Annotated in this window: 24 protein-coding genes; 13 read left to right on the forward strand and 11 right to left on the reverse strand. The window is 64.5% G+C overall.

Annotated elements, in window-relative coordinates:
• Nucleotides 1-137: 137 nt before the first annotated feature.
• Genes C5F53_RS15025 through C5F53_RS15040 form a run of 4 tightly spaced genes read left to right on the forward strand, consistent with a single transcriptional unit; the run spans nt 138 to nt 2,872 of the window.
• The gene (locus tag C5F53_RS15025; protein ID WP_105262186.1) at nt 138-713 is read left to right on the forward strand and encodes an isochorismatase family protein; all 576 of its coding nucleotides are present in this window, start codon (nt 138-140) and stop codon (nt 711-713) included.
• A gap of 10 nt (nt 714-723) precedes the next feature.
• Nucleotides 724-993 carry a DUF1272 domain-containing protein gene (locus C5F53_RS15030; protein ID WP_105262187.1) on the forward strand — a complete coding sequence of 90 codons (270 nt, stop codon included), beginning with the start codon at nt 724-726 and terminating at the stop codon, nt 991-993.
• On the forward strand, nt 990-1,919 hold the full coding sequence (locus C5F53_RS15035; protein WP_370446736.1) for an EamA family transporter: 930 nt from the start codon (nt 990-992) through the stop codon (nt 1,917-1,919). Before C5F53_RS15030 ends, C5F53_RS15035 begins: the two co-directional genes overlap by 4 nt.
• Nucleotides 1,907-2,872, forward strand: coding sequence for a GlxA family transcriptional regulator (locus C5F53_RS15040; protein ID WP_105262188.1), 966 nt, complete (start codon nt 1,907-1,909; stop codon nt 2,870-2,872). Before C5F53_RS15035 ends, C5F53_RS15040 begins: the two co-directional genes overlap by 13 nt.
• On the opposite strand, the gene C5F53_RS15045 is transcribed toward C5F53_RS15040, so the two are convergent.
• Complete coding sequence (locus C5F53_RS15045; protein WP_161499946.1) at nt 2,847-3,602, reverse strand: ABC transporter substrate-binding protein; 756 nt, start codon at nt 3,600-3,602, stop codon at nt 2,847-2,849. The two genes, C5F53_RS15040 and C5F53_RS15045, sit on opposite strands and share 26 nt — an antisense overlap.
• Before the next feature lie 104 nt (nt 3,603-3,706).
• A complete protein-coding gene (locus C5F53_RS15050) occupies nt 3,707-4,441 on the reverse strand; it encodes an ABC transporter substrate-binding protein (RefSeq protein ID WP_161499947.1) in 735 nt (244 codons plus the stop codon).
• Between the two features lie 158 nt (nt 4,442-4,599).
• Here C5F53_RS15050 and C5F53_RS15055 point away from each other — a divergent pair, with 158 nt between their 5' ends.
• Both C5F53_RS15055 and C5F53_RS15060 read left to right on the forward strand, forming a co-directional pair.
• A complete protein-coding gene (locus tag C5F53_RS15055; RefSeq protein ID WP_105262191.1) occupies nt 4,600-5,832 on the forward strand; it encodes a multidrug effflux MFS transporter in 1,233 nt (410 codons plus the stop codon).
• Nucleotides 5,833-5,888: 56 nt separating this feature from the next.
• Nucleotides 5,889-6,356, forward strand: a complete 468-nt coding sequence (locus tag C5F53_RS15060) for a C40 family peptidase (RefSeq protein WP_105262192.1) — start codon at nt 5,889-5,891, stop codon at nt 6,354-6,356.
• Nucleotides 6,357-6,482: 126 nt separating this feature from the next.
• On the opposite strand, the gene C5F53_RS15065 is transcribed toward C5F53_RS15060, so the two are convergent.
• Nucleotides 6,483-7,352 carry a PEP-CTERM sorting domain-containing protein gene (locus C5F53_RS15065; protein ID WP_201740865.1) on the reverse strand — a complete coding sequence of 290 codons (870 nt, stop codon included), beginning with the start codon at nt 7,350-7,352 and terminating at the stop codon, nt 6,483-6,485.
• Nucleotides 7,353-7,444: 92 nt separating this feature from the next.
• Nucleotides 7,445-8,029 carry a flavin reductase family protein gene (locus tag C5F53_RS15070; protein WP_105262193.1) on the reverse strand — a complete coding sequence of 195 codons (585 nt, stop codon included), beginning with the start codon at nt 8,027-8,029 and terminating at the stop codon, nt 7,445-7,447.
• A 140-nt stretch (nt 8,030-8,169) separates the two neighbouring features.
• Between C5F53_RS15070 and imuA the strand changes: the two genes are divergently transcribed.
• Nucleotides 8,170-8,889, forward strand: coding sequence for a translesion DNA synthesis-associated protein ImuA (gene imuA, locus C5F53_RS15075; RefSeq protein WP_105262194.1), 720 nt, complete (start codon nt 8,170-8,172; stop codon nt 8,887-8,889).
• Nucleotides 8,858-10,228: a DNA polymerase Y family protein gene (locus C5F53_RS15080; RefSeq protein WP_105262195.1), complete on the forward strand. Its 1,371-nt coding sequence runs from the start codon at nt 8,858-8,860 to the stop codon at nt 10,226-10,228. Before imuA ends, C5F53_RS15080 begins: the two co-directional genes overlap by 32 nt.
• Before the next feature lie 6 nt (nt 10,229-10,234).
• Here C5F53_RS15080 and C5F53_RS15085 read toward each other — a convergent pair whose 3' ends face one another.
• Nucleotides 10,235-10,729: a hypothetical protein gene (locus tag C5F53_RS15085; protein WP_105262196.1), complete on the reverse strand. Its 495-nt coding sequence runs from the start codon at nt 10,727-10,729 to the stop codon at nt 10,235-10,237.
• A complete protein-coding gene (locus C5F53_RS15090; RefSeq protein WP_161499948.1) occupies nt 10,729-11,247 on the reverse strand; it encodes a DUF1993 family protein in 519 nt (172 codons plus the stop codon). Before C5F53_RS15090 ends, C5F53_RS15085 begins: the two co-directional genes overlap by 1 nt.
• 46 nt (nt 11,248-11,293) lie before the next feature.
• Between C5F53_RS15090 and C5F53_RS15095 the strand changes: the two genes are divergently transcribed.
• Nucleotides 11,294-11,782 carry an acyl-CoA thioesterase gene (locus C5F53_RS15095; protein WP_105262197.1) on the forward strand — a complete coding sequence of 163 codons (489 nt, stop codon included), beginning with the start codon at nt 11,294-11,296 and terminating at the stop codon, nt 11,780-11,782.
• Between the two features lie 87 nt (nt 11,783-11,869).
• Complete coding sequence (locus tag C5F53_RS15100) at nt 11,870-12,964, forward strand: patatin-like phospholipase family protein (protein ID WP_236635384.1); 1,095 nt, start codon at nt 11,870-11,872, stop codon at nt 12,962-12,964.
• Between the two features lie 10 nt (nt 12,965-12,974).
• Here the strand turns inward: C5F53_RS15100 and C5F53_RS15105 are convergent, their stop codons facing one another.
• A complete protein-coding gene (locus tag C5F53_RS15105; RefSeq protein WP_236635385.1) occupies nt 12,975-13,445 on the reverse strand; it encodes an Lrp/AsnC family transcriptional regulator in 471 nt (156 codons plus the stop codon).
• A gap of 65 nt (nt 13,446-13,510) precedes the next feature.
• On the opposite strand from C5F53_RS15105, the gene C5F53_RS15110 reads away from it, so the two are divergent.
• Nucleotides 13,511-14,455, forward strand: a complete 945-nt coding sequence (locus C5F53_RS15110) for an EamA family transporter (RefSeq protein ID WP_105262199.1) — start codon at nt 13,511-13,513, stop codon at nt 14,453-14,455.
• Nucleotides 14,456-14,470: 15 nt separating this feature from the next.
• Here the strand turns inward: C5F53_RS15110 and C5F53_RS15115 are convergent, their stop codons facing one another.
• The gene (locus C5F53_RS15115; protein WP_105262200.1) at nt 14,471-15,232 is read right to left on the reverse strand and encodes an SDR family oxidoreductase; all 762 of its coding nucleotides are present in this window, start codon (nt 15,230-15,232) and stop codon (nt 14,471-14,473) included.
• A gap of 145 nt (nt 15,233-15,377) precedes the next feature.
• On the opposite strand from C5F53_RS15115, the gene C5F53_RS15120 reads away from it, so the two are divergent.
• Entirely contained in the window at nt 15,378-16,265 is an 888-nt protein-coding gene (locus C5F53_RS15120; protein WP_105262201.1) for a hypothetical protein, read from the forward strand.
• Between the two features lie 27 nt (nt 16,266-16,292).
• Here C5F53_RS15120 and C5F53_RS15125 read toward each other — a convergent pair whose 3' ends face one another.
• Complete coding sequence (locus C5F53_RS15125) at nt 16,293-16,862, reverse strand: response regulator (protein WP_161499949.1); 570 nt, start codon at nt 16,860-16,862, stop codon at nt 16,293-16,295.
• A 103-nt stretch (nt 16,863-16,965) separates the two neighbouring features.
• Between C5F53_RS15125 and C5F53_RS15130 the strand changes: the two genes are divergently transcribed.
• A complete protein-coding gene (locus C5F53_RS15130; protein WP_105262203.1) occupies nt 16,966-20,220 on the forward strand; it encodes an error-prone DNA polymerase in 3,255 nt (1,084 codons plus the stop codon).
• 4 nt (nt 20,221-20,224) lie between these two features.
• On the opposite strand, the gene C5F53_RS15135 is transcribed toward C5F53_RS15130, so the two are convergent.
• Nucleotides 20,225-20,830, reverse strand: coding sequence for a hypothetical protein (locus tag C5F53_RS15135; protein WP_105262204.1), 606 nt, complete (start codon nt 20,828-20,830; stop codon nt 20,225-20,227).
• 78 nt (nt 20,831-20,908) lie between these two features.
• Nucleotides 20,909-21,712: an SDR family NAD(P)-dependent oxidoreductase gene (locus C5F53_RS15140; protein WP_236635386.1), complete on the reverse strand. Its 804-nt coding sequence runs from the start codon at nt 21,710-21,712 to the stop codon at nt 20,909-20,911.
• Nucleotides 21,713-21,717 lie beyond the last annotated feature (5 nt).

The raw sequence follows: 21,717 nt of genomic DNA on the forward strand, positions 1-21,717 counted from the left end.
CGGTTTTACAGTATTTACCCTAATCATTTACATGCGAAAACTTGGCATTTTTTGTCCTCTTGTGGTCTGCGCAGGTGCTTTCTGCGTCGGGCATGCTCCGTTAGCATGGGTCCATCTTTCATCGCACCGAGAACACCATGTCCAAGTCCTCATCCCCCAAAGCCGCCCTTATCGTCATTGACGTGCAGGAGTCCTTCGCCCAGATGCCTTTTTGGTCGCAAGGCATTCACGCCCCGTTCCAGCAGGCGTTGCTAAAGCTGGATGCCGGTGCCCGCGCGGCCAGTGTGCCCGTGGTGCACATCTACCATGTGGGGCGCGCAGGTCCTTTCCTGCCCGAGTCGGGGTTTGTCAAACCCTTGGCCTGGCTGCCCGGTGACCCGGCGGTGCGTTTTGACAAACACACGCACAACGCCTTTACCGACACGGGGCTGGACCTGTGGCTGCGCCGCCAGGGCGTGACCAAACTGATCATCAGCGGCATCCGCACCGAGCAGTGCTGCGAGACCACGGCCCGCGTGGGTGCGGACCTGGGCTACGACGTGGACTTTGTGTCCGAGGCCACGCTCACCTTCCCCATGACGCACGCCGGCAGTGGCCGCACCTTCAGCGCCGAAGAGATCACCACGCGCACCGAGCTGGTGTTGGCGGACCGCTTTGCGCGCATCGTCGATGTAGACACCTGCCTGGCCGGTCTGGCCCCGTCATCCAAATAAGGAGAATCCCGTGCTGCAATTGCGCCCCAACTGTGAATGCTGCAATGTGGACCTGCCCCCCGCGGCCACCAATGCCCGCATCTGCTCGTTTGAATGCACGTTTTGTGCGGACTGCGCCGATACGCACCTGCAAGGCAACTGCCCCAACTGCGGCGGTGAACTGGTGCGCCGCCCCGTGCGCCCGGCAGGCAAGCTGCTCAACAACCCGCCATCGACCGAGCGCATCTTCAAACCCCAGGGGTGTGTGACGCCACCGCACCCTGCACTGGCCACTGCATGAGCGCCGGCCTGCCCATGCGGCCCAAAGACCTGGGGCTGGCCCTGTTGGTCATCCTGGTCTGGGGCGTCAACTTTGCGGTCATCAAGGTGGGCGTGGTGGGCATACCGCCGCTGCTGCTGGGGGCGCTGCGTTTCATGTTGGCGGCATTCCCTGCGCTGCTGTTTCTCAAGCCGCCCAAGGTGCCGCTGCGCCTGTACCTGGCCTACGGCCTCACTATCTCGGTGGGGCAGTTTGCGTTTCTGTTCAGCGCCATCCATGTGGGCATGCCGTCGGGTCTGGCCTCGCTGGTGCTGCAGTCGCAGTCGTTCTTTACGTTGCTGTTGGCGGCCTGGTGGCTCAAGGAGCGCTGGCAGGCCAACCAGATGGCGGGCCTGTTGCTGGCGGCCGTGGGGCTGGTGCTGATTGGCAGCGCTAGCGGTGCTGCGAATGGCGTATCCATGCCCTTGCTGGGCTTTGTGCTCACCATTGCGGCCGCGGTCATGTGGGCCTGCGGCAACATCGTCACCCGCGCGGTAGGGCGCTACGGCCCCATGAACCAACTGGCCTTTGTGGTCTGGGCCAGCCTGGTACCACCGTTGCCGTTTTTGGGGCTCTCGTTTTGGCTGGAAGGGCCCGACGCCATGCTGCAAGCCCTGCAACACATCGACCTGGCCGCTGTGGGCGCCATCGCCTACCTGGCCTGGGCTGCCACGCTCCTGGGTTACGGCTTGTGGACCCACTTGATGTCGCGTTACCCCACCAACCGCGTGGCGCCGTTCACGCTGCTGGTGCCCATCGTCGGCCTGAGCACGGGCTGGCTGGTGTTTGGCGAGGCACTGCGCCCGATTCACTTTGCGGGCGGCGCGTTGCTCATGGCCGGGCTGCTGGTGAATGTGTTTGGCGCACCGCTGTTTGCACGCCTGAAAGGTGCGGCATGGAAGACCTGACACTTTCCATCTACCTGGTGCTCACGCCCAATGTGCTGATGCTGGACTACGCCGGCCCGGCCGAGGCGCTGCGTATGGCGCGTGACATGGGCGCCCCCATTGCGCTGCATACCTGCGGGCCGCAGGCGCAGATCAGCACCTCGCTCAGCACCAGCCTGTCGGGGCTGGAGCCCTTGCCCGCGCAACTGCCACCGCGCAGCCTGGTGCTGGTGGTGGGCAACAGCAACGAGGTGGTGGACTACGCCACGGAGGCCGCCCGCACCGTGGTGCAGTGGCTCAAGACCGCTCCGCAGACCGATACACGGCTGGCCAGCATCTGCTCGGGCGCGCTGCTGCTGGCGCAGGCCGGTTGTTTGGATGGGCGGCACTGCACCACCCACCACACCCTCATAACCGACCTGCAGGCCTGCGCCCCCACCGCCCAGGTGGTGACTGACCGCATCTTTGTGGACGACGGCCGGGTGCTCACCAGTGCCGGTATCACCACCGGTATTGATCTGGCGCTGTATATCGTGGAGCAGGCCGCAGGCCCCGAGTTGGCGGCCCGTGTGGCGCGCCGGTTGGTGATGTACCAGCGCCGCGGCGCGCACGACCCACAAATGTCGCCCTGGCTGGCGCACCGCAACCACATGCACCCTGCAGTGCACCGCGCGCAAGACGCCGTGGCCCGCGAGCCCGAACGTGGCTGGACGTTGGAAGAGCTGGCGGAGGTGGCCTGTGTGAGCCCGCGCCACCTGAGCCGCCTGTTTGCACAGCACACCGGTATCAGTGTGGTGGCCTACCAGCAGCAACTGCGCATCGCGCGGGCGCAGGAGATGCTGACGCACAACCCCACGCTGTCGCAGGAGCGGTTGGCACAGGCCTGTGGGTTTGCCTCGGCGCGCGATTTCAGGCGCGTGTGGCAGCGCTGCAGCGGCCCGGCATCGGCTAGGAGCCGAGGTTCTGCGCAATGATTTTGGGAATGTCGCCGCGTGTGTAGCCGCGTTTGATGACCTGGTTGAACGTGGCCAGCCAGGGCTTCATCTGCATGCTTTTGGGAAACGCCAGAAAGTTCGGGTCGCTGCGCAGCGGCACGGGCAGTACCACCAGCATGTCGCGCAGCCCTTCCAGGGCCTTGTTGCTGCGAAGCAGCTCTTCAAACCCGGCTTTGCCCGCGTTGAACAGTGCGCAGTCCAGGCGACCCAGCACCAGTTTGTTGATGCGGTCGGCGGCGCCACCGTCGCCATCCACCACAAACAGGCCCGCCTCGCGGGCTTTTTCAAACGCCTCGCCGTAGCTGCCACCGCGCCCCAGGCCTACGCGTTTGCCTTGCAGGTCGGCCAGCTCCTTGAAGCTGAACTGTTTGTCCTTGCGTACCACAATCACCACGTCGTCCACATACACCGGGTCTGAGTAATCAAACAGGGCAGAACGCTCCTGGGTCCATGACAGGCCCACAACTCCGCCCACACCGCTGCTTGCATAACGGTAGGCGCGGGCCCAGGGGTAGAGCTCAATGCGCAGCTCGTCTTCGCGCAACTCTTGGTCCGCGTACTGAAGGATGTCGATCAGGATGCCGCGGTTTTTGCCGTCTTGCAGGTACATCTTGGGGGGAGAGCTGTCACCGCCGAAGATAGTGAGTTCCATGCCCCAGGCCGCACTTGCCAGCAACAGCCCCAGCAGAACACCAAGGATTTTTTTCAAGGCCATCTCCTTCTCATGCACTCCAACGCAATGCGAAAGCTCTGCGCAGTATGCCGCCTTTTCGGGGCATGTGCGTGCCTGAGCTGCGGGCAAGCCGGTGCAGGCTAGGAGCCGAGGTTCTGTGCAATGATTTTGGGAATATCGCCGCGCGTGTAGCCGCGTTTGATGACCTGGTTGAACTCGGTCAACCAAGGCCGCATGTGCATGCTTTTGGGAAACGCCAGAAAGTTCGGGTCGCTGCGCAGTGGGACGGGCAGCACCACCAGAGAATTTTTGAAGGGCAAAAACTCCTTGTGGATGCGCAAGGTTTCTTCAAAACCCGCCTTGCCCACATTAAAAAGTGCGCAGTCAATGCGCCCCGCCACGAGCTTGTGCAAGCGGTTGCTGGCCCCGTTGTCGCCATCCACCACAAACACGCCCGCATCGCGGGCTTTCTCAAAAGCCTCGCCATAACTGGCACCCCGCACAATGCCCACACGCTTGCCACGCAGATCACTCAGCGTCCTGAACGGAAACTCGCTCCCCTTGCGCACCACCACGACCACCTCGTCAAAAAACAGCGGCTCCGAGTAATCGAACAAATCGTCCCTGCGCTGTGTCCATGACAAACCGACAATGCCGCCGTCTCCCGACGAGGCCTGCAGGTACGCGCGGGCCCAGGGGTAGAGCGCCAGACGCAGGCTGTCGTCGTGTAGCTGTTGGTCTGCGTATTGCAGGATGTCGACCAGAATGCCGCGGTTTTTGCCTTCTTGCACGTACATTTTGGGCGGCGAACCATCGCCGCTGAACACGGCAATGTCAGCAGCCCCTGCACCAGGCCACACAAGCAATCCAAACACGAAAGCAATCAGCGACTTCACACACATCCTTTAGTTTGATGGGCAAATAAAGCATAACCTGCAAACCCGCGTGCCTGGCGCTGGCTTGATCTGGATAAACACATGCCCGCGCTGGCCGTGTTTCAATAGCCCGCTGCACAGCCCACTTTCCCCTCGCCATGAACCCCGACGCCCTCAAACTCTGGCGCGCCCCGCAATGGGCGTTCTCCATCCTGCTGGCCCTGTTGGGCATGTTGGGTCCGTTCTCCATCGACACCTACATCCCCGCGTTCTCGGGCATCGCCCAGTCGCTGGGCGCCACGCCGGTGCAGATGCAGCAAACGCTGTCGGCCTACCTGTTTGGGTTTGCCTTCATGGCGCTGTTCCACGGGGCTTTTTCGGACAGCTTTGGCCGCCGCCCGGTGGTGCTGTGGGGGCTGGCGGCGTTCACCATCGCCTCCATCGGCTGCGCGCTGGCGCAGAGTATTGGCCAGCTCATCTTCTTCCGCGCCATGCAGGGCCTGTCCACCGGCGCGGGCATTGTGGTGTCGCGCGCCGTCATTCGTGATGTGTATCCGCCCTCGCAGGCGCAAAAGGTCATGAGCCAGGTCACCATCTTTTTTGGGGTGGCCCCGGCCATTGCGCCCATGGTGGGCGGCTGGCTGTTGGTGCACGCCAGCTGGCACGGCATCTTCTGGTTTCTGACCGCGGTGGGCGTGGCGCTGTGGGTGGCCAACTACTTCTTGCTGCCCGAGACGCTGCGCCCTGCCGACCGCCAGCACTTCCATGCCAAAAACCTCATGGCCGGCTACTGGCAGCTCGGCTCCGACCCGCGCTTTGTGCTGCTGGCGCTGGCCAGCGGCATTCCGTTCAACGGCATGTTTTTGTATGTGCTGAGCGCGCCGGTGTTTCTGGGCGACCACTTGGGCCTGCAGCCCCAGCAGTTCTTCTGGTTTTTTGTGCTCACCATCAGCGGCATCATGGGCGGCGCTTTTGTCAGCGGCCGTGTGGCCGGCAAGGTCAGCCCCAAACGGCAGATCCGCAACGGCTTCCTCATCATGCTCATCATCGGTTTGCTCAACCTGGCGGCCAACCTCGTTTTCAAGGCCCACGTGAGCTGGGCCTTGTTCCCCATCGCCATCTTCGCCTTCGGATGGGCCATGATGGTGCCGGTGGTCACCCTCTTGGTGCTGGACCTGCACCCCGACCGCCGCGGCATGGCCTCCAGCCTGCAGATGTTTGTGGGGTCCAGTGCCAACGGCCTGGTGGCCGGTGTCATCTCGCCGCTGGTCATGCACTCCACCGTCGGGCTAGCTGCATCGTCGGTGCTGATGATGTGTCTGGGGCTGGTGGCCTGGATGTTTATCCGCAAACGCTGGCCCGAGATTGGACAGAAGGTGGACGGGTTGTGAGGGGCGCCGCGGTGCGATTGGCGGGCCGTGTGTTTTCACCTATCTGCGCGGTGCTCATGGCCGGTGTGCTGGTCGTTCTGGCTGGGTGCTCTTCAGTGCCGCAGGCATCAGCACCGCCGGTGGCAGCACCCCAGCCCGCTGGCCGCCTGACGCTGGAACAAGCCAACGACGTCACCGTCATGGCCATTGGTTTGGTGGGTACACCCTACCGTTATGGCGGCAACACGCCCGCCAGCGGTTTTGATTGCAGCGGCCTCATCGGTTATGTCTACAAACAACGCGCCGGTGTCGTGGCACCGCGCTCTACGACGGGGTTGATTGATTGGGGTACCAGCATTCCAGCGCCAAGTCTGCGCACGGGTGATCTGGTCGTCTTCGCGCAGAACGGCCGCGCTACGCATGCTGGCATTTATGTGGGGGAGGGGCGATTTGTGCACGCGCCCTCTACGGGCGGGACGGTGCGGCTGGATAGCCTCAAGTCGACTTACTGGGCGAAGCAGCAGGTGAGTTACCGGAGGCCGTAAGAGGCAGCACTGTTGTGGATGAAGCGTTTTGGGTTCTTGGCGACCAGTTGGGTTGACTGCCAGGAAATCAAAAACAGGAGCCGCAGCTCCTGTTGAATCGCAATCCTGAATCCGGCGCGTTGTGCTTTATAGGCTCTTTTTTCGCCGACGAGCCGCCCAGCCTACGAGGCCGAGACCAGACAGAAACAGCGCATAGGTTTCTGGCTCCGGGACTGGTGCGGCTGCGATGGCATATGACCTGCCTTGTATCCAGCTCAAGACAGTAATGGATCCGGCAAGGTCGTGATCTGTTTGGTTTTCGAACGATACGTTCACCAGGCGTTCAAAAGAAAAACTGGTTCGATTACCTGCATAGCTGCCATATGTCGTTTCGCTAAGGCCAGAGTAGCTACGCTGAATGCCAGTTCCGTTGATTCCTATCCCGGTGAGATCGAGGGTGGCTAGCGCAAACGCAGAGTCCCCATCGCGGAAAATGTTTGCCCTGTTGTCTGCGTAGCCTGCTATGGAGACAAGAGCAGAGAAAGTGACCTTGGAATTGGCAGACAGTGTGAAGCTTGTGTCGTATACGGTCGAGAAACTTTCGTATAGCGCGTAGTCAAATAGGTAATTGGCTGAGGGAGCAGGTGTTTGCGCCCCTCCCGCAATCGATAGCTGTGCCCCGATGGGCGTCGCCGATGTCGCACCTGTCAAGGATGCGGTGGCCCATGCCAGAGGGGTGTGTGCGGATTCGCTTAGTGTGTCCCACGGATGGTCTCCAAGAGAGACGTATCGGTCTTGGAGATTGAGTTTGGGTTGGAATGTGTTCGCAACAACCGCAGTATCTTCGGCCTTGTTGTTGGGCGAGAAGGTGACAGAGGATGTGATGCCATCCGTTAAGTTCAAGTCATAGACGGTCACAGCAATCGGCCCGATGGAGGCCTGCGACCCACTGGATGCCCAAGCTGGCAATGCACTTGCTGCGGCCAGCGCGATGGCCATGGCGTGAAGTTTCTTCATGTTTTCCTCCCTTGGTTTTTGTCCGGAAATTCTAGTCTCTGTAAGGCTTTTGCTGCGAAGACTAGTCCGATGGGTGCCGGATGCCGTTGTTTTTAGGTATCTACCTTCACTCCCTCCCCAATCACAAAAAACTGTCCCCCTGCCACATAGTGCAAGGTCCGCAACGCATCCGGCGCCTTGTCAAACTCCCAATGCCCGTTGACGAACACGCGGCTGTCGGCCCAGGCTTGGGTCACCTCGCCGATGAACAGGTCATAGGTGTGCTGGTTGTGCGGCTCGGGCACCAGCTTGCACAGCAGCCAGCCCACGCAACCTTGCACCAGCGGTAGTTCGCTGCCCTCCACGGCAAAGGTCTGGATGCCATGGCGTCGTAGCTTGTCGGGCGTGCTGGCCGCGCTGTCGCTGCCCACGCCCAGCGTGGCCTGGGCCAGGGCGCGGGCCGGTACGTTCAGCGCAAACCAGCCACTGCCTTCCACCAGCGCCCGCGTGCGCGTGGCCTTGTCGATCACCACCGTCACCTTGGGCGGGCTGAAGTCCAGCGGCATGGACCAGGCTGCGGCCATGACGTTGTGCTGGCCCGCGTGGGCGGATGACACCAGCACGGTGGGGCCGTGGTTGAGCAGGCGGTAGGCTTTGTCCAGCGGGACGGGGGTGCAGAAGGCGGGCAGGGCGGTCATGCGGGCCACTCTAGCAAAGCCGCCAAAAGCCAGAGCCGTGGCAACCCCCGCTGGGGCTTGCAAGCCTGTTCTTGATTTTGATAGCAGGAGTGTTTTCCATATACTGTGTATAAATACAGTTATAAGCCAAAACCCTCGCCATGACTAGCCTTGCGCGCATCAGCACCGGTTCGCCGGACCCGCAAGACATCCACGCCGATGTCTGGCATGCGCACGCGCTGGCAGGCAGCCCGCAGGTGGTGCAGCCTACGGGCGATGCGCTGCTGGACGCGCAGTTGCCCGGCGGTGGCTGGCCCGTAGGCGCGCTGGTGGAGCTGCTGCAGCCCGCTGGTGTGCACAGCGAATGGCGGCTGTTGCTGCCCGCACTGGCGCGCTGTGGCCAGGGGCCGGTGGTGCTGGTGGGGGCGCCTTACCTGCCGTTTGTGCCGGCCCTGGCGGCGCTGGGCTTGCGCGCCAGCCGCCTGCTGGCGGTGGGTGCAGTTCAAGACGGAAGGCTCTGGGCCACCGAACAGCTGCTGCGTTGTGCCGAGGTGGACGCGGTGCTGGCTTGGCTACCGCAGGCGCGCAGCGACCAGCTGCGCCGCCTGCAAATGGCCGCGGCCGAGCACCACAAGCTGCTGTTTGTGATGCGCCCGGCTTCACTGCAGGCCGACGCCTCGCCCGCGGCCCTGCGGCTGGTGCTGCAGCCCCAGCCGCCAGCGCAGAGCCCAGGGCTGGATGCGCTGGCGGTGCACATCGTCAAACGCCGCGGCCCGCCATTGGCCCAGCCGCTGCAGCTGCAGGCGCGCGCGGCCCGCCTGGCCGTGCTGTTGGCGGCGGAGGGTGCCTATGCACTGGATCGCACTGCGGCCCACGCCTGATGCCGCCGCCTCGCCCGAGCCCACCCTGGCCGATGTGCACACCGCGCTGGCCTGGTGGGCACTGCGCTTCACGCCGCTGGTGGCGCGGGTGGAGGACGCGCTGGTGCTGGAGGTGTCAGGTAGCGAGCGCTTGTTTGGCGGGCGCAGCGCCTTGCTGCAGCAGATTTTTGAGCCAAATCAGCCTCTGGCGCCCGTGGAATATGCGCAAGGTGCTACGTCTTTGATAGCGTTGGGGCGCCTGTGGAATGGGCGCGAGGTGGCGCCCGAAGCGCTGTCGGCGCATGTGCTGGCCGCCGCCCGGCCGCACCTGCCCACGCTGGCGCGCTTGGGCGTGCGCACCTGGGGCCAGCTGCGGGCGCTGCCGCGTGGCGGGCTGGTGCGGCGTTTTGGCGCGGAGCTGGTGGATGCGCTGGACCGCGCCTGGGGCCAGCGCCCCGAGGTCTACCCCTGGCTCACGCTGCCCGAGGTGTTTGACGCGCCGCTGGAGCTGGCGGCCAGCGTGGAGTCGGCCCCGGCACTGCTGTTTGGCGCACGCCGCCTGCTGGCGCAGCTGCTGGTGTGGCTGCGCGCACGCCAGCACGGCGTGCTGGCGCTGGAGCTGCTGTGGGACCTGGACGCACGCCGTGCCAACACCCGCCACGTGGACGCCCACCACACGGGTGGCCAGCAGGGCCGACTGGAGCTGCGCACCGCCCAGGCCACGCAAGACATGGCGCATTTGCAGCGCATTCTGGGCGAGCAACTGGCGCGGGTCACGCTACCCGCACCCGTGCTCTATCTGCGCCTGCGCAGCCTGCAAACCCAGCCGCTGGCGGGCGAGAGCCACAGCCTGCTGCCCGACGAGGTGCGCAAGGGTGACAGCCTGCACCAGACGCTGGAGCGCCTGGCCGCGCGCCTGGGCGCCGCGCAGGTGCAGTGCGCCACCCCGCTGACCGACCACCGGCCCGAGCAGATGCAGCGTTGGGCGCCGTGGCAGGCCGATACGCCAGCACAAAATGCTATGAAATCAGGAGCTGCTGGCGCAATATTTATAAGGGCTAGAGGCCTAAAAGACTATGAATTGCACCCCCAGGCCAGCGTCTGGCCTACCTGGCTCTTGCCCAGCCCGCAGCGTCTGCCGGTGCGTGGGCACTGCCCGCAGTACCAGGGCGCGCTGGCCCTGCTGGTGGGGCCGCAGCGGCTGGAGGCGGGCTGGCTGGACGGCACGCCGGTGCTGCGCGATTACTTCATCGCCCGCAGCCCGCAGGCGGGGCTGGTGTGGGTGTACCGCGAAAAGCTGGGTAGCGAAGCCGCCACCGCGCAGGACGCGCCCTGGTACCTGCACGGGCTGTATGCGTGAAGAGGTTTAGAACAGGCGGAACTTCACTTGCACCACCAGGGCACCGTCGATCTTGGCCACGTTGGGGATCAGGCTGAGGTTGACGCCGAAACGCTTGCCTTCGTAGCTGACCATGGGCAAGACCGCAACAAAGTAGTTGCCGTTTTTGACGGCGGGGTAGCCATTCATCACCCCCACGGCCAAGCCCAGCTTCCAGTCGTTCAGGGCGATGGGTTGCCAGTTCACGGCGGCGTAGTGGGTGTCACGGCGCACGCTGTTGTAGAAGCTGCCCACCATGACCGAGGTGTCGGGGCGAAACTGGTACTCCACGCCCAGGCCATGGTTGTTCTCGTTGTAGCCCTTGCTCTGGTTGGAGTGGTAGGTCAATGCCCCCACGTTGACCCAGAGCGCGTTTGGGGGCGCTTCCTCGGGGGGCTCTTGGGCCCATGCGGCGGGTACGGTGCAGACCAGTGCAACAGCCCAGGCGTACAGGTGGCTGTGGGGCAGGCGGGGGCGGTGCATCAGCGAGCCTGCCCAGCGGTGTAGACATGCCAGCCATCAAAGTCGCCCTTGCTCAAGGGCAGGCCCTGTTGGCGCAGGATGGCGTAGACCATGCTGGTGTGGAAGAAGAAGTTGGGCAGTGCGTACTGCTGCAAAAACGTGCTGCCATCGAGTGTGACTGTGGTCTCGCCCGCCGGGTCGCTGATCTGGCGCTGCGCGGCATCGGCAAAGTCAGCCGGAGCCAGTGTGTCAAGAAAGGCCAAGCCCTCGGCCACACGCGCCTGCAACGTGGCGAAATTTTGGCGGGGTTCACCAAAGGGCGGCAGCGCCTGGCCAGCCAGCGGCGCGCAGGCGCGAAACACAAAGTTCACCGCCACCTCTACCTGCACGGCCAGCGGCAGCATGTCGGGCGCCAGCCGCGCCTGCAGCAGGGGGGGCGTGGGCCGGTCGTGCTGTGCGGCCCGCACCAGCAGCGCGTGCAACTGCAACAGGTAGCGGCGGAACACGGGAACACTGGCGTCAAACAAGGGGGCGTGCATGGGCCGCAATATAGCCCGGCGGGGCCGCTCTTTTACACTCGGGGCCATGAACCTCCCCACCCACCAACTCAGCATGACCGTGCTCATGTCGCCCGACATGGCCAACTTCTCTGGCAATGTGCACGGCGGCGCTATTTTGAAACTGCTGGACCAGGTGGCCTACGCCTGCGCCAGCCGTTATGCCTCGCGCTACGTGGTCACGCTCAGTGTGGACCGGGTGCTGTTTCTGCAGGCCATCCATGTGGGCGAGCTGGTCACCTTTCTGGCCAGCGTCAACTACACCGGCAAGTCGTCCATGGAGGTGGGCATCAAGGTGATTGCCGAAAACATCCGCAGCCAGGAAGTGCGCCATGTGAACAGCTGCTTCTTCACCATGGTGGCGGTGGACGATGCCGGCAAGGCCGCGCCCGTACCCCCCCTGCAGCCCGAGACACCCGACGAGGTGCGCCGCTTTGAGGCTGCGCAAATGCGCAAACAACTGCGCCACGAGCTGGAGCAGAAGTTCCGCCAGACGCGCCAGAGCGGCACGGTCTAGCCTTTGCCCCCTGGGGTGGGGGAATTAAGGGAAAACCCTATACTGGTCCGCAGCTGCATGTCCTCGTGTGCAACGAAAGGACTTCCTGTGATCGACCTTCCCACCTCCGCCCGGCGTCTTTTGCCGTCTGCTGGCAGCCGCCTGTTCAAGCGTCTGTGGCGCACGCGGCTGGGCACCCCAGCTCCCGCCCGGATCAACCTGGCCCTGCAGGGCGGCGGTGCGCATGGCGCCTTTACCTGGGGCGTGCTGGACGCGCTGTTGCAAGACCCGCGCATGCACATCGAGGGCATCAGCGGCAGCAGCGCCGGCGCCATGAATGCGGTGGTGATGGCGCAGGGCTGGATGACGGGTGGGCGCGAAGGCGCACGCGAAGCGCTGGCCCAGTTCTGGACCGAGGTGAGCCAGCAGCTGCCCTGGGGCATGCTGACCACGGGCGGGGGCGATGCGATCAGCCTCTCGCCTGCCACCAAGATGTTGGCGCAATGGGCTGGCTTCTTTTCTCCCACCGAGCTGAACCCGCTGGCCATCAACCCGCTGCGCAGCCTGCTCAAACGCCAGATCGACTTTGAACGCCTGCGCGCCGAGAGTCCATTCAAGCTGTTTGTCGGTGCCACCCAGGTCAACACCGGCAAGCTGCGCCTGTTCCGCGAACATGAGCTGACGTTGGACATGCTGCTGGCCTCGGCCTGTCTGCCCAAGATTCACCACACGGTAGAGATTGAGGGTGAACCGTATTGGGACGGTGGTTTTGCGGCCAATCCCGCCGTGTTCCCGCTGTTTTACGACTGCGCAGCGGGCGATGTGCTGCTGGTGCTGTTGGCGCCGCTCAAGCACGAAGGCACGCCGCACACCATGGATGAGATTGAGGCGCGTATGGAGGAGCTGGGCTTTAAGGCCCACTTCATGCGCGAGATGCAAATGTTTGCCCGCGTGCAGGACGCGGCCCACGTCACCCAGCACCAGGGCCCGCTGGAGCAACGCCTGCAAAGCGTGCGTTTCCACATGATTGACTCCAGCAACCTGGAGAGCCTGCAGCGCAGCGAGACCAAGATGCTGGCGCATGCGCGTTTTTTGAACCTGCTGCACGACCAGGGCCTGCACCGCGGCCAGCAGTGGCTGGCCGAGCACGCCAGCGCCGTGGGCCAACGCACCACGGTGGATATGCAGCAATGGCTGGTGTGAGGGTGGCGGTTTAGGCTTCGCCCAAGCGCAGCGGCTGGTCTTCAAACTCGGTGTTCAGCACCACGGTGCTGGTGGTGCGGGCCACGCCGGGAATCGCCTTGATCTGCAGCAGCACCGCTTCCAGGTCGCGTGCGTGCGCCGTGCGCACCTTGGCCAGCAAATCGTACTCACCCGCCACGCTGTGCAGCTCTTGCACTGCACTCACCTCACGCAGGCGCGCCGCAATGTCGCGGCAGTGCGCACCGCCGTCGTTGCGAATCGCCACAAAGGCCGTGAAGTTCAGCCCCACCGTGAGTGGGTCCACGCTGATGGAGAAGCGGCGGATCACACCGCGCTCCAGCATCTTCTTCACCCGCTCGTGCACGGCGGCGGTGGACAGGCCCACCTCGGCCCCCACCTCGGCGTAAGAACGACGGCCATCTTCCCCCAAGGCCGTAAGAATTTTGGCGTCGATGGCGTCTGTCTGAATAATTACTTGCATTGGGCGTATTTTTTAGTAATATCACGCCTATCGGCGCTTGTTGCCGTAAATTTTACGGACTATTCATGATTTCGGCACTCAATATTCAGCACGGCTGGCGTTTGTCTCCTTTTTGGCGCCTCATGGTGGCGCTGTGGTTGGTCTACATCGTCTGGGGCACCACCTACTTTGCCATTGGCATTGCGGTGCAAAGCTTCCCCCCGCTGTGGATGAACGCCACACGTTTCACGCTGGCCGGCGTGATCATGCTGGCCTGGGCGCTGTGGCGCGGCGAGAAGCTGCCGAGCTGGCGCCAGTGGCGCAACGCGGCCGTGGTGGGCGGGCTCATGGTGTTTGGTGCCATGAACCTGGTGGTGTTTGCGCAGCAGCACGGCATTGGCTCGGGCCTGATGGCTACCGTGGTGACCACCATGCCCATGTGGCTGGCGCTGTGGACGCGCCTGGGCGGCGAGCGTGTACCCATGACGAGCTGGATTGGCTTGGTGCTGGGTGTGGGCGGTGCGCTGCTGCTGGCCATGGAAGGCGACTTCTCGGCCAGTTGGCTGGGCGCGCTGGCCGCCTTTGGTGCCCCGCTGTGCTGGAGCGTGGGCTCGTATGCGTCCCGCAAGCTGGACCTGCCAGGCCCGGCCATGGCGTCCGCCACCGAGTGGCTGGCCGGCGGGCTGATGGGGGTGGTGGCTGCGTCCTTGATCGAGCCACAGAACGCCTTGAGCAACGTGACGCATGAAGCCTGGCTGGCCTGGTGGTACCTGCTGGTGTTTGGCACGTTGATCGCGCTCAACGCCTACCTGTGGCTGCTGCAAAACACCACGGCCGCCGTGGCCGGCAGTTACTCGTTTGTGAACCCCGCCGTAGCGCTGGTGGTGGGCGTATTGATTGGCAAGGAAGTGTTGACCGGTTGGGTGTTCCTGGCGCTGCCGTTGATTGGCGGCGCACTGGCCATGATCATGTACGGCCCGGCCATCGTGGCGTGGTTGCGCCGCCAAAGTCGCCCATCGGGCGGGGCGTAAAGCACCTCTGGCAGGTCAGACCGAGGTCATCCCGCCGTCCACCGTGTGGGCCAGGCCGGTCACAAAACTGGCCGCGTCCGAACTAAGCCACAACACAGCGGCGGCCACCTCGTCGGCCTCGCCAATGCGGCCAATCGGGTGCGCACTGGCCACTGCCGGCCCTACTTTGGGATCAGCGGCCACGGCGCGGTCAAACATCTGGGTGCGGATCACGCCAGGGCATACCGCATTCACTCGGATGCCTTTGCGGCCGTACTCCACCGCCGCTGATTTGGTGAGGCCGATGACCGCGTGTTTGCTGGCGCTATAGGCCGACATCTTGGGCGCGCCAATGAGGCCCGCCACCGAGGCGGTGTTGACAATGCTGCCCCCGCCCTGGGCCAGCATCTGCTGGATCTGGTACTTCATGCACAGCCACACGCCTTTGACGTTGACGCCCAGGATGCGGTCGAAGGTGGCCTCTTCGCAGTCGGCCAGGCGCATGTGTTCTTCCTCGATGCCCGCGTTGTTGAAGGCGCAGTCCAGTCGGCCAAAGTGCGCCACGACATGCGCCACCATGGCCTGCACCTGCGCAGCCTGCACCACGTCGGCGGCCACAAACAGCGCCTCGGCACCCAACGCGCGCACCTGGGCGGCCGTCTCTTCGCCGGCCGGCACATCGCGGTCCGTTACCGCCACTTTGGCGCCCGCACGGGCAAAGGCCAGCGCACTGGCCCGCCCAATGCCACCGCCACCGCCGGTGACCAGCACCACTTTGTTGTCAAAACGCAAGTCCATGGAATCCCCTCAGCAAAAGCCGTGCAAAAAGCCATCTTAGGAGGCCGTGGCTGGCGCTGGCGCGTTTGGCGTAACCCGCGCGACAGTGCGGTGCCGTGCCCCATGCCGTGCCCTATAGTGGCCAGCTAATGACAGGGAGAACACGATGACACCACCCCGCCACACCTGGGCCCTGGCCTTGCTGGCTGCGCTGCACGGCAGCGCAGGCGCTTTGACGCCTGAAGAGCGCCCTTACCCGGGCGGCTACACCAGCGGCTCTGTGGACACGGTGAGCCAGATCATGCTGCTGGACGACAACACCTTTTGCTTCCGCTTCATGGGCGGGTCACTGGACATGCTGGTGGCTGGCCACTGGAAGGCCCTGCCCGGCAAAGACGCCGGTGTGCGCCTGCAGGAGGTGCGCAAGGCGCAGACGCTGTTTCCGGCCTTTGCCAAGGCGGGGCCGGGCAGCGACTTGGTGTTTGACTTCCATGGTTACACCTTGAGCGAGGCCTTGGCCCCGGTGTTTGCCACCTCGGCCACCGCTGCCTGGCCCAGCAGCCTGCGCCCCCTGTTTAGCAACGACCGGCACAGCTGGGCCGAGAGCTACCCACTGCCTGCCATGCCCGTTGCCACGGCCCGCTACTTTTATATCGGCCAGGTGGAGATGGACGCCCGCGGCCAGCCGCAACAGCTGCGGGTGACCCAGTACCAGCTGCCAGCCGCGCTGCGGGGCGGCACGGTGCGCCTGGGTTTTGACACCCAGCAGGCCCGGCCCCCGCTGAACCTGGTGGCATTGCTCAAAGGAGAGCGCCTGCAGGTGGATGGCCAGCCTTTTGGCAAGCGGGATGTTTTAAAGCCGGAGCAAGTGGCCGAGATCCGTGCGGCCTGCGTGGCCCCGGTGCTGGCACCCGGCAAGGGCCGGCCGGTAATGGGCCCTGACGATGACGAGGCCCCGCGCGAGCGCACGCCGGCTTTGGTGCCACTGGGGAGCAAGGTGCTGCCGCTGTCCAGCGTGCAGGGGGAGCCGTTTTTTCCATCCCCCGCAAACTGAGTCACGGGGATGGCGGGGAGCCGGAGCCTAGTGCTCCAGGCCCATCACGTCGGCCAGGTCGCCGCGCTGCAGCGGTTTGGCAAACGAGCCCAGCACGCGCAGACCGTCGGACACGGCCACTTCGGCGGCAATCGACAGCATCAGGCTGTCGCCGCCGCTGAGCAAAATCACCCCGCCGCGGTACTGCGCCTTGGCCAAGTGGCCCAAAAAGTCGATGCCATCGGTGTGTGGCATGACCATGTCACAAATCAGAAAGTCGGGCGGTGCGGGCATCTGGGCCAGCACCTCGGCGCCGCTGCTGCCGTCGCGTGCGGTGTGCACCTCGGCCACGCCCAGGCTCAGCAGCATTTCGCGCAGCACGGTGTGGCTGAAATCGTCATCGTCCACCACCAGCACGCGCAGCGGGCCGGTGTGGGCCTCTTGCTGCTGGCTGGCTGCTTCGGCACGCATGGCGGCCATGTGGCGGCGGCGCTCCAGGCTTTCCAGCACGGAGGTCAACACGAACTCGGACAGCGATTCTTGCGAGTCGAGCAGAGACTCAATGTCCGCACGCAGGGCGGCAGTGATGGGGATGGCAGGCAGCGAAGACAGTTGCATGGTCGAAGTGTAAGGGAATGTTAATGTCTTTACAGATATGACCTGTATATAACTACAGTTATTGGTCATAATTACATTCCCTGATGCACTGGGGCACGCCAATATGCTTCCAGACTACGCAGAACTGTACAGCCTCTCGTCCTTCAGTTTCCAGCGCGGCGCCTCGCAGCCCGAAGAATTGGTGCAGCGCGCCCACGCGCTGGGCTACCGCGCGTTGGCCATCACCGACGAATGTTCGGTGGCCGGTGTGGTGCGTGCGCACGTGGAGGCCAAGCGCCTGGGCCTGCAGCTGCTGCCGGGGGCGGAATTTGCAGTGGCGCTGCCGGGTGGCGCGCAGTTCACGCTGGTGGCGCTGCCGCACACGTTGTCGGGCTGGGGCAACCTCTGCGAGTTCATTACCCAGGCCCGCATGGCGGCACCCAAGGGCGAGTACCGCACCACCTGGGCAGCGTCGCCCTGGGCGCTGCTGGCGGACTGTGAAGTGCTGCTGGCCTTTCCATCTGCTATCAATACAGAAGCTGCTTGCGCAATATCCATAAGGGCCAGAGGCTTATTTGGTTCAAATTGTTGGCTGGCGGCCAGTGTGGGGCTGGTGGCGGGGGATGCGCTGCAGCGTGTGCGCGTGCAGCAACTTTCTGTGCTCAGTGGTCTGCCGGTGCTGGCCACGGGCCAGGTGTGCATGCATGTGCGCTCGCGCAAGCCGCTGCACGATGTGCTGACCGCCGTGCGCCTGGGCCAGCCGGTGTCGGCCTGCGGCTTTGCACTGCAGGCCAATGCGGAGGGGCACCTGCGTTCGCGTGTGCGGTTGGCGGCGTTGTTCCCGCCGGAGTGGTTGGCCAATACGCTGGCCGTGGCGCAGCGCTGCACGTTCAGTCTGGACGCATTGCGTTACCACTACCCGCTGGAGGCCGTGCTGCCGGGCCAGACGGCGGCGCAGACCCTGCGCCATTACGTGGAGGAGGGCGCACGTGAGCGTTACCCGGCGGGCATGCCCGAGGACATCCGCCCGCGGGTGGAGCACGAGCTGGCGCTGATCGAGGAACTGCGCTTCGAGATGTATTTCCTCACGGTGCACGACATCGTGAAGTTTGCGCGGCGCGAACACATCCTGTGCCAGGGGCGCGGCTCGGCGGCCAACTCGGTGGTCTGTTACTGCCTGCACATCACCGAGGCCAACCCACATGAGAGTTCGCTGCTGTTCGAACGTTTCATCAGCCGCGAACGCAACGAACCGCCCGACATCGACGTGGACTTTGAGCACCAGCGCCGTGAGGAAGTGATCCAGTACATCTACGCCAAATACGGCCGCGAGCGTGCGGCCATTGCGGCCACCGTCATCAGCTACCGCCCGCGCAGCGCTCTGCGAGATGTGGGCCATGCGTTGGAGATTCCTGAGGACCTGATCACCGCCATGGCCAAGGAGCACCCCGGCATGTACGGCCGGGAGGTGCTGGCAGAGCGACTGCAATTTGCTATAGAAAAAGTAGCTGGTGGCGCAGGTGTGGCGGGTGCCGGGAGCCTGGGCGGCAGAGCGCCCAGCTCCGTGTCCCCCGCCCGCGGTGCGGGCTCCTCCTTGACCTACGCTGAACGCCCTGCCGCCCAGACTCCCGGGGGGCAGGGTGGTCTTGCACCTCATCTCTCGCGCCGCCTGCAACTCTGGCTGGAGCTGAGCACCACGCTGCAGGGCTTTCCGCGCCACCTGAGCCAGCATGTGGGCGGTTTTGTGCTGACGCAGGGACCACTCACCCGGCTGGTGCCGGTGGAGAACGCGGCCATGCCAGACCGCTCCATCATCCAGTGGGACAAGGACGACCTGAGCGCCGTGGGCCTGATGAAGGTGGACGTGTTGGCCCTGGGCATGCTCAGCGCCATCCGCCGTTGCCTGGAGATGGTGACGCAGCGACGTGGCCTGGCAGAACCGTTGCGCATGCAGGACATTCCGCGCGGCGACGAAGCCACCTACGACATGATTTGTGCGGCCGACACGGTGGGCGTGTTCCAGATCGAGAGCCGCGCACAGATGAGCATGCTGCCGCGCCTGCAGCCCCGCTGTTATTACGACCTGGTGGTGGAGGTGGCCATCGTGCGGCCAGGGCCCATCCAGGGCGGCATGGTGCACCCGTATCTGAAGGCGCGCAAAGACCCGGAAGCCGCCAAGTCACCCTATCCCGCGCTGGAAAAAGCCTTGCACCGCACGCACGGCGTGCCGATTTTTCAGGAGCAGGTGATGCAGATCGCCGTGCTGGCGGCCGGCTTCACGCCGGGCGAGGCCGATGGCCTGCGCCGCTCCATGGCCGCGTGGAAGCGCCATGGCAATGTGAGCCAGTACCACGACCGGTTGGTGGGCGGCATGGTGGAGCGGGGCTACCCGCTGGACTTTGCCGAGGCCATCTTCAAGCAGATGGAGGGTTTTGGTGAATACGGTTTCCCCGAAAGCCACGCGGCCAGCTTTGCGCTGCTGGTCTACATCAGCAGCTACCTCAAGTGGCACGAACCGGCCTGTTTTCTGGCCGCGCTGCTCAACAGCCAGCCGCTGGGTTTTTACGGCCCGGCGCAGTTGGTGCAAGACGCGCAGCGCCACGGCGTGACGGTGCGCGCGTTGGATGTGGCGCACAGCGATTGGGACTGTACGCTGGAGGGGGATGACGTTCGCTTGGGGCTGCGTCTGGTTAGCGGTTTCACGAAGCCAGTGGCAGAGCGCATCACCGATCAACGTCGGTTGGCTCCCTTCACCAGCACCCAAGACCTGGCTCTGCGCTGCCAGCTTGACGCGGGCGACCTCAAGGCCCTGGCCAGTGCGGATGGGCTGCAGTCGCTCAGCGGCCACCGCCGCCAGCAGGTGTGGGACGCCTCGGCCCTGCTGCCCGCACCCGCGCTGCTGCAGGGCGTGCCGATTGACGAAGATGAACTGATGTTGCCCGCCGCGGGTGAGGGCGAAGAGGTGAGCTTTGACTACGCCGCAGTTGGGCTCACTTTACGCTCCCACCCCTTGCTGTTATTGCGTGAGCCGCTATCAAAACAGAAGCTGCTGACGGCCGCGCAGATGCGCGACTACCCCAGCGGCCGGCTGGTGCGGGCCTGCGGCATCGTTACTGCACGCCAGCGGCCGCAGACGGCCAAGGGCGTGATCTTTGTGACGCTGGAGGACGAGACCGGCAGTGTGAATGTGATTGTGTGGAAGAGCGTGCACGAACAATTTCGCGACGTGGTCTACCGCGCGCGGCTGATGGCGGTGTATGGCGTGTGGCAGCGCGACGACGAAAGCGGCGGCCAGGTGCGCCACGTGGTGGCCAAGCGGGTGGTGGACCTCACCCACCTGCTGGGTGACCTGGCCACCACCAGCCGGGACTTCCATTAATCGCTCAAAACTTGTGCCGGTAACCAATGGTCAAAAAGTCTTCGCCGTTGGCACCGTAGTTGTTGAGCAGGTCATAAATGGCGCAGCGGTGGTGCAGGCGCACAAAAACCTCGTGCTCCTTGGCCTGCGGCCGGGAGAACGCTGCTTCCACAAACAGGTAGTTCAGCGTGCGGCTGCCCTGGCCGTTGGCGCCCAGCTCCAGCGGGCTCACGCTGCTGGTGTACGAAATACCCAGGGGCGCCAGCCGCAGGTCGGTGCGCAGCACGTCGCGCCACGGAAAACCGCTCCATCGCAATACGGGCGCCACCGCCACCTCGGTCAGGCTGGCCTGACCCCACTGCTGGCCCAGCATGCCGTCCAGCTCAATCGACAGGGGCAGGGTGCTGGAGCGCCACAGCGTCTTGCTGGCGGTGACCGCCAGCAGGTACTGGTTGAGGTAATTGGCCCGGCCCGCAATGGCGCCGGCCGGTTCGGCATCGTGGTACTGCCCGGTGTAGACGCCGATGCTCCAGTCGGACTCGTGGGCCCATGCGCCCAGCGGCATGGCGATGAGGACCGCCAGCCAGCCCGTGGCCCATCTGGTTTTCAGGGTACTGAATGGTGCGCGCATGGGGAGAATCTACCCATCCCCACTGCGCTGCGCAATCAACCCTGCAAAAAACAGGTGTTTGGGCAGGTGTTTTGGCGCCTATTGCGAGGCGGTGATGCCGCCATCCAGGTACAGCACCTGCCCGGTCACAAAGGCCGCGCCGGGCGAGGCAAAAAATACCGCCGCCCCGGCCACGTCCTGCGGGTCCGCCACGCGGCCCAGGGGAATGCGGTCCAGCACCTGTTTGCGCGTCTCGGGGTTTTCCAGCCAGTGGCGCGCCATTTCGGTCTTCACCACCGTGGGGGCAATGCCGTTGACGGTGATGCCGTGCGGCGCCAACTCACTCGCGTGCTGGCGGATCAGCATGACCAGGCCACCCTTGCTGCTGCAGTAGGCCGAGTAGCCGCGCCCGCGCAGGCCCAGCTGCGCCCGCACCGACAGCAGGTGCACCTGGGCGCCACCGCGTCCACCGGCAATCTGCTTTTTGGCCGTGGCCTGGGCTAGGAACATGGCCGCCTTCAGGTTGACCTGGATGACCTCGTCAAACGCTTCTTCGGTCACCTCCAGCAGTGCTTCCTCGCGCTGCAGGCCCACGCAGTTCACCAGAATGTCCAGCCCGCCAAAGTGCTGGGCCACTGTGTCTACCGAGGCCTGCATGTGCGGCACCGAGTGTGCGTCCATGGCCAGGCCCACGGCGTCGTGCCCTGCAGCCTGCAGGGCTGCGGCCACCGCCACGGCCTTGCCTTCGTCGCGGCCCGACACGGCCACACGGGCCCCGGCCAGGGCCAAGCCCCAGGCAATGGCTTCGCCAATGCCGCCGTAACCGCCGGGTACATAGGCGGTTTTGCCGCGCAGGTCGAACAGGCCACTCAGGGCCTGGGTGAAATCAATCTTGGGTGTCATGTCTA

Source organism: Rhodoferax sp. TS-BS-61-7 (assembly GCF_002943465.1).
GTDB lineage: Bacteria > Pseudomonadota > Gammaproteobacteria > Burkholderiales > Burkholderiaceae_C > Allorhodoferax.